Raw genomic sequence first — 7804 nt, forward strand, 5'->3', positions numbered from 1 at the left:
GACCTCCCGCCCGCGCCGAACCGCTCCCTTCCCGCGCCCCTGATCGCCGGTGGCCGGCAGCCCTCGGCAGACGCTATACTCAGCGGTTTTCCGTCTAGCCGCTTACAGGGTCCCGCCGCGCTCATGGACAAGACCTACCAGCCCCACGCCATCGAATCCCACTGGTACCCCACCTGGGAGCAGAACAACTACTTCGCCCCGCAGGGTTCCGGCGAGCCTTACACCATCATGATCCCGCCGCCGAACGTCACCGGCAGCCTGCACATGGGTCACGGCTTCAACAACGCCATCATGGACGCGCTGATCCGCTACCGCCGCATGCAGGGCCGCAACACCCTGTGGCAGCCGGGCACCGACCACGCCGGCATCGCCACCCAGATGGTGGTGGAGCGCCAGCTGGCCGCCGAGGGTATCGCCCGTCACGACCTCGGCCGCGAGAAGTTCCTGGAGAAGGTCTGGGAGTGGAAGGAGCAGTCCGGCGGCACCATCACCCGGCAGATTCGCCGCCTGGGTTCCTCGGTGGACTGGTCGCGCGAGCGCTTCACCATGGACGACGGCCTCTCCGAAGCGGTCAAGGAAGCCTTCGTGCGCCTGCACGAGGATGGCCTGATCTACCGTGGCAAGCGCCTGGTCAACTGGGACACCAAGTTCCACACCGCCATTTCCGACCTGGAAGTGGAGAACCACGACGAGAAGGGCCACCTGTGGCACCTGCGCTATCCGCTGGCCGACGGCCACAAGACCGCGGACGGCAAGGACCACCTGGTGGTCGCCACCACCCGTCCGGAAACCGTGCTGGGTGACAGCGCGGTCGCCGTGCACCCGGAAGACGAGCGCTACCAGGCCCTGATCGGCACCTTCATCGAGCTGCCGCTGGTAGGCCGGCGCATCCCGATCATCGCCGACGACTACGTCGACCGCGAGTTCGGCACCGGCTGCGTGAAGATCACCCCGGCCCACGACTTCAACGACTACGAAGTCGGCAAGCGCCACGGCCTGCCGCTGATCAACATCTTCGACAAGGATGCCGCGGTCCTCGGCACCGCCCAGGTGTTCAAGCTCGACGGCAGCGTCAACCCGGATGTCGACGCCAGCCTGCCGGCCGCCTACGCCGGCCTGGACCGCTTCGTCGCGCGCAAGCAGATCGTCGCCGACTTCGAGGCCAAGGGCCTGCTGGAGAAAATCGACGACCACGCGCTGAAAGTGCCCAAGGGCGACCGCTCCGGCACCGTCATCGAGCCGTGGCTGACCGACCAGTGGTACGTCTCCACCAAGCCGCTGGCAGAACCGGCCATCGCCGCCGTGGAAGACGGCCGCATCCAGTTCGTGCCCAAGCAGTACGAGAACATGTACTTCAGCTGGATGCGCGACATCCAGGACTGGTGCATCAGCCGCCAGCTGTGGTGGGGCCACCGCATCCCGGCCTGGTACGACGAGGCCGGCAACGTCTACGTCGGCCGCAACGAGGCCGAAGTGCGCGCCAAGCACAACCTCGGCGACGCCGCGCTGCGCCAGGACGAGGACGTGCTGGACACCTGGTTCAGCTCGGGCCTGTGGACCTTCTCCACCCTCGGCTGGCCGGAACAGACCGAGTACCTGAAGACCTTCCACCCCACCGACGTGCTGGTCACCGGCTTCGACATCATCTTCTTCTGGGTCGCCCGGATGATCATGCTGACGATGCACCTGATCAAGAACGCGGACGGCACCGCCCAGGTTCCGTTCAAGACCGTGTACGTCCACGGCCTGGTGCGCGACGGCCAGGGCCAGAAGATGTCCAAGTCCAAGGGCAACGTGCTCGACCCGCTGGACATCGTCGACGGCATCACCCTCGACGCCCTGCTGGAAAAACGCACCAGCGGCATGATGCAGCCCAAGCTGGCCGAAAAGATCGCCAAGCAGACCCGCGCCGAGTTCCCCGAAGGCATCGCCAGCTTCGGCACCGACGCCCTGCGCTTCACCTTCTGCTCGCTGGCTTCCACCGGTCGCGACATCAAGTTCGACATGGGTCGCGTCGAGGGTTACCGCAACTTCTGCAACAAGCTGTGGAACGCCGCCAACTTCGTCATCGAGAACACCGATGGCCAGGACACCGGCGTCAACGGCGAGCCGGTCGAGCTGTCCGCGGTGGACCGCTGGATCATCTCCGCCCTGCAGCGCACCGAGATCGAAGTCGCCCGCCAGCTCGACGCCTTCCGCTTCGACCTGGCCACCCAGGCCCTCTACGAGTTCATCTGGGACGAGTACTGCGCCTGGTACCTGGAGCTGGTCAAGCCGGTGCTGTGGGACGAGAACGCGCCCATCGAGCGCCAGCGCGGCACCCGCCGCACCCTGGTGCGCGTGCTGGAGACCGCGCTGCGCCTGGCGCATCCGTTCATGCCGTTCATCACCGAGGAAATCTGGCAGCGCATCAAGGCTTCCGCCGGCAAGAGCGGCGAGACACTGATGCTGCAGCCCTGGCCGGTCGCCGACGAGGCGAAGATCGACGCCGCCGCCGAAGGCGACATCGAGTGGGTCAAGCAGCTGATGCTGGGCATCCGCCAGATTCGCGGCGAGATGAACATCTCCATGGCCAAGCGCATCGACCTGGTGCTGAACAACGCCTCCCCCGAGGACCATCGCCGCCTGGCCGACAACGAACCGCTGCTGATGAAGCTGGCCAAACTGGAGACCGTCCGCGTGCTCGACGAAGGCGAAGAGCCGCCGATGTCGGCCACCGCGCTGGTGGGCGAGCTGCAGGTGCTGGTGCCGATGGCCGGGCTGATCGACAAGGCCGCCGAAATGGCCCGCCTGGACAAGGAAATCCAGCGCCTGGAAGGCGAGGTCAAGCGTGTGGGCGGCAAGCTGTCCAACGAAGGCTTCGTCGCCAAGGCGCCGCCGGAAGTGATCGAGAAGGAACGCGCCAAGCTGGCCGAGGCCGAGCAGGCGGTGACCAACCTGGTCCAGCAGCGCGAGAAGATCGCCAGCCTGTAACAGGCGTCATCCACAAGGCCCGCGAATGCGGGCCTTGTGCTTTCTGGCACAGAGGTATTCCTGACTACGGCGATCCGCCCCTCCGTAGGGCGCATAACGCCCACGGCGTTATCCGCCGTTGCCCGGCGGCGGATAACCGCGAACGGTTATGCGCCCTACGGTTTGCGGTCGCAGGAGCGGATTCATCCGCGATTGCGCCGACAGGGCCAGTGCTTGGGCCATCGCGGACGGAGTCCTACAGAGGCCCGGCGCCTCAGCCGTGGCGATGGGTATCGCTTCGTCGACCCATCCTACAAACGCACATAACCGATCCCGTCGTCCCCGCGAACGCGGGGATCCAGAGTCTCTGGGCTCCCGCGTTCGCGAGAGTGACGGGTGGGGGTCGTACGCAAGTGCGTTGCCCCTGCCCCTCAGAACACCGCGCCCACCGGGTAGACGTAGGCGTTGACGTCGTAGAACGGCGTACGCCGGTAGAACCACTCCAGCCGCGCGTGCGGGTCCTTGGCGAAGGCCTTGTCGTCCTTGAGCTTCTTCGCGAACTCGGCCGCCAGCTTCGGGTCCTCGGCGAGCATCTTGCGCGCCATCGGCTCCATCACGTACTCCTCCGGCTCCTCGGCGACCACCAGGGTGGAGTTGAAGAAGCCCCAGGACCAGAAGGAGTCCGGGCTCTCCGCCGTCAGCAGGTTGACCGCCAGCACGCCCAGCGGCTGGTCGGTGTCGATCACCACCGAGCCGGCCGGGAAGGTCTGCAGGCGCTGGAACGGCTTGGCGGTGCCGCTGACCAGCAGGTGCCCCTCGTAGCCGGGAATCTCGTTGGCGGCGGCGCGGTCCGGTTCGAAGCCGCCGGCCAGCTTGATGTCGTCCATGCGCTGCAGGGTGACTTCGATGGCGGTGGCCTGCTCCAGGGTCTTCATCCGGATGCCATGGGCCTTGAGGCGTGCGATCACCTCGCTCCATTGCGCGGGCACCACGTATTGCTTCGGCCGCTTGACCACCAGGTCGGGCACCGAGTTGTCGCTGATCGGCACCTCCAGTTTCTTCGGCTTGTTGCTCCAGACGATGGTCTTGGCCCCGGTGATCGGCGACTGCTCATAGTGGTAGTCACCGACGATGAAGGGCGTGTGCTGCTCCTTGCCCGGCTTCCAGGTAAGGGTGACCTCCTTCTGCGCCAGCAGGCGCTCGCGGTCCTTGGCGATGGCGGCCTTGAGCGAGTCGGCGTGGTCGCCGATCACCTGGAACATCGCCTTGAGCATCACGTAGTTGCCCAGCACCTGGGTCTCGTAGGGGTGCAGCGCGTGCTGCTCGATGAGGATCGAGGGCACGTTGCGGATGTCGCCGTACTGGTTGGAGAAGCGCGCCAGGTCCGTGCGGTAGGGGTAGTAGCCCTTGGCCGGGTCCTGGTTGTCGTTGAGGCTGATGCACTCGTGGACCACGTGGCCGTCGCCCTCCAGTTCCTTGTACACCGGGCCGCGCATGACCTCCTCCATCCACTGGCTGGACGCCGGCGACCAGCCGTTGCCGTTGTGGCAGTAGGAGCTGTCGTAGGGGTACATGGCGCCATCGGTGGAGTGGGTGTCGGCGAAGAAGCTCAGGTCGTACTGGTTGAACACCCAGGCGACGTTGCGGATTTCCGCGCTGTCGAGCTTGGTGAAGTCGCGGTTGAGGTTGTAGTTCAGGCCGTTGACCCGCCAGCCGGTGACCTCCGGGCCGTTCTGGTTGATCCGCCCGTAGGGGCTGCGGCGCAGGTCGCCGTCGACGTTCACGGTGGGGATGAAGAGGATGTTGACCTTCTCCAGCAACCCGGCCAGCGGCTTGGCGCCGGCGGTCATGTCGCGCAGCAGCATGAACATGGCGTCCTTGCCGTTGGCTTCGCCGGGGTGGATCTCGGCTTCGATGAAGAGGGTCGGCTTGCCCGACTTGTTCAGCCCCGCCGGGGACTTGTCGGCCTCCCCGGAGGCGGTCACCAGCAGCATCGGCTCGCCGGTGGCGCTCTTCTCCGGCAGCTCGCTCAGTTGCAGCTTGCCGGCGGAGGCGTCGGCGAGCTTCTTCAGGTAGTCGCGGGTCTGGTGGTAGTCGCTGGTCTGCTTGAAGCCGCTGGACTCGGCCAGGGTGATCAGCGGGTCGTCGGGCTTGGCCAGGTAGCGGGTGCTGGCGAGCTTCTGTTCGAACATCGCCGGCAGGATGCGCTGCTTGGCCGCAGCCGGGTAAGCGCTATCGTCGATGTAGCCGGGCGCCTGCGGCAACGCGGCGAGGGCCGGCAGGCCGGCGCCGAGCAGCAGGGCGGCGGACAGCGGGCGGAATCCTGGATGACGCATGGGGTGCCTCCTTTCGCGGTGAGCCATGGCCCGGAAACCTTAGACCATGGCCCGCGCGCCCGAGCGGACCGGTTGTCGCAGGCGTCATTCCGGCGTGGAATGACCTTGCGAAGAAAGCTCGCTTGGCGCGACCCCGGCTTTGCGCCGAAGATCGACCCGCCGGCACGGCGTCGAGGGCGCCGGCCGCTTTCCACAGGAGCCCGAATTCCATGTCCGACCTCCCCGTCCGCAACGGCGGCCAGATTCTCGTCGAAGCCCTGCTGCGCAACGCGGTGGACACCGTCTACTGCATCCCCGGTGAAAGCTACCTGCCGGTGCTCGACGCGCTGCACGACGCCCGCTCGATCCAGACCATCGTCACCCGCCACGAAGGCGCCGCCTCGAACATGGCCGACGCCTACGGCAAGCTCACCGGGCGCCCGGGCATCTGCTTCGTCACCCGCGGGCCGGGCGCCACCCACGCGGCCAACGGCGTGCACACGGCGAAGCAGGACTCGACGCCGATGATCCTCTTCGTCGGCCAGGTGGAAAGCGCCTTCAAGGGCCGCGAGGCGTTCCAGGAGGTGGACTACCGGCAGATGTTCGGCGGCCTGGCCAAGTGGGCCACCGAGATCGACGACATCCGGCGCATTCCCGAGGTGGTCGCCGAGGCCTTCGCCGTGGCCCTGTCCGGGCGCCCGGGGCCGGTGGTGATCGGCCTGCCGGAGGAAGTGCTGTTCGGCTCGGCGCAGGTCGCCGACGCCCCGCCGCCACGGATTCCCCAGGCGGCGCCGACGCTGGTGGCCATGGAAGAACTGCGCAGCCTGCTGGGCCGCGCGCGCAAGCCGCTGCTGGTGCTCGGCGGCACCGGCTGGGACGCCTCGGCGCGCCAGGCCGTGCAGCGCTTCGCCCAGGCCAACGCGCTGCCGGTGGTGGCCTCGTTCCGCCGCCAGGACCTGTACGACAACCGCGACGCCCAGTACGTCGGCCAGCTCGGCTTCGGCGCCTCGCCCAGGCTCACCGCGCGGGTGCAGGAGGCCGACCTGCTGCTGGTGCTGGGCTCGCGCCTGAGCGAGACGCCCAGCGCCGGCTACACCCTGGTGCAGAGTCCGAAGCCCACACAGACACTGATCCACGTGCACCCCGACGCCGCCGAACTGGGCCGCGTCTACCAGGCCGACCTGCCGATCCAGGCGGGCATGCCGGCCATCGCCGCCGCCCTCGCCGCCCTGCCGCCGCTGGAGCAGCAGCCTTGGGCGCAATGGACGGCCGAGGCCCGCGCCGACTACCTGGCCTACTCGACGCCGCCGGCCAGCCCCGCCGAACTGCGCGGGGTGGACCTCGCCACGGTGGTCGGCTACCTGGACGAGACCCTCGGCGAAGACGCGGCGATCAGCAACGGCGCCGGCAACTACGCGGTCTGGGTCCACCGCTTCTACCGCTACCGCGCCGCCCGCAGCCAGCTGGCGCCCACCAACGGCGCCATGGGCTACGGCTTCCCCGCCGCCATCGCCGCCAAGCTGCGCGACCCGCAACGCGAGGTGGTGTGCTTCGCTGGCGACGGCTGCTTCATGATGTACCCGCAGGAGCTGGCCACCGCCGTGCAGTTCGGCGCCGCGCTGATCGTCATCGTGGTCAACAACGGCATGCTCGGCACCATCCGCATGCACCAGGAACGCGAGTATCCGGGGCGGATCAGCGCGACCGAGCTGCGCAACCCGGACTTCGTCGCCCTGGCCCACGCCTTCGGCGCCCACGGCGAGCGGGTGGAGCGCACCGAGGACTTCGCCGCCGCCTTCCAGCGCGCCCGCGCCAGCGGCAAGCCGGCGCTGATCGAACTGCGCACCGACCCACGGCAGATCACCCCGGTGGCGCGGCTTTCCTGAAAACTGCGGGAGGCTTCGCTAAGCTGCATCGGATCAAGGCATTGCGCCCGTCGGCTGGGCACAATACCCGCCGATTCGCCGGCTAAGGAAGCGCATGAATCCGCAACTGCTCTGGGTCCTGATCCTGCTCGCCACCGCCGTGGCGCTGTTCGTCCTCAACCGCCCGCGCATGGATGTGGTGGCCCTGCTGGCCATGGTCGCGCTGCCGCTGACCGGCATTCTCACGCCCCAGGAAGCCCTGGCCGGCTTCGCCGACCCCAGCGTGGTGCTGATCGCCGCGCTCTTCGTCATCGGCGAGGGCCTGGTGCGCACCGGCGTGGCCTACCGCATCGGCGAGTGGCTGACGCACAAGGCCGGCAGCGACGAGACGCGCCTGCTGGTGCTGCTGATGCTGGCGGTGGCCGGCCTCGGCTCGGTGATGAGTTCCACCGGCGTGGTGGCCATCTTCATTCCGGTGGTGCTCAGCGTCGCCGGACGCCTGAACGTGTCGCCGGCGCGGCTGATGATGCCGCTGAGCTTCGCCGGGCTGATCAGCGGCATGCTGACCCTGGTCGCCACGCCGCCGAACATGGTGGTGCACAGCGAGCTGGTGCGCGAAGGCGAACCGGGCTTCGGCTTTTTCAGCTTCACCCCCATCGGCCTGGTGATCCT

Annotated in this window: 4 protein-coding genes; 3 read left to right on the forward strand and 1 reads right to left on the reverse strand. The window is 67.8% G+C overall.

Translation table 11 applies throughout. The annotated features are described in order from the left end of the window. Positions 1-123: 123 nt before the first annotated feature. Complete coding sequence (locus P3W75_RS17300) at positions 124-2973, forward strand: valine--tRNA ligase (RefSeq protein WP_276228540.1); 2850 nt, start codon at positions 124-126, stop codon at positions 2971-2973. Between the two features lie 410 nt (positions 2974-3383). On the opposite strand, the gene P3W75_RS17305 is transcribed toward P3W75_RS17300, so the two are convergent. Next, positions 3384-5288 (reverse strand): M14 family metallopeptidase, encoded by a 1905-nt coding sequence (locus tag P3W75_RS17305; protein WP_276228541.1) that lies wholly within the window; start codon positions 5286-5288, stop codon positions 3384-3386. Between the two features lie 209 nt (positions 5289-5497). Here P3W75_RS17305 and P3W75_RS17310 point away from each other — a divergent pair, with 209 nt between their 5' ends. Together P3W75_RS17310 and P3W75_RS17315 are read left to right on the forward strand one after the other, a co-directional pair. Further along, the gene (locus tag P3W75_RS17310; protein WP_276228542.1) at positions 5498-7153 is read left to right on the forward strand and encodes a thiamine pyrophosphate-binding protein; all 1656 of its coding nucleotides are present in this window, start codon (positions 5498-5500) and stop codon (positions 7151-7153) included. 94 nt (positions 7154-7247) lie between these two features. Beyond that, the coding region (locus P3W75_RS17315; RefSeq protein ID WP_276228543.1) for an SLC13 family permease at positions 7248-7804 on the forward strand (557 nt) is incomplete at its 3' end.

It is taken from the genome of Pseudomonas citronellolis (assembly GCF_029335315.1).
GTDB classification, from domain to species: domain Bacteria; phylum Pseudomonadota; class Gammaproteobacteria; order Pseudomonadales; family Pseudomonadaceae; genus Pseudomonas; species Pseudomonas citronellolis_A.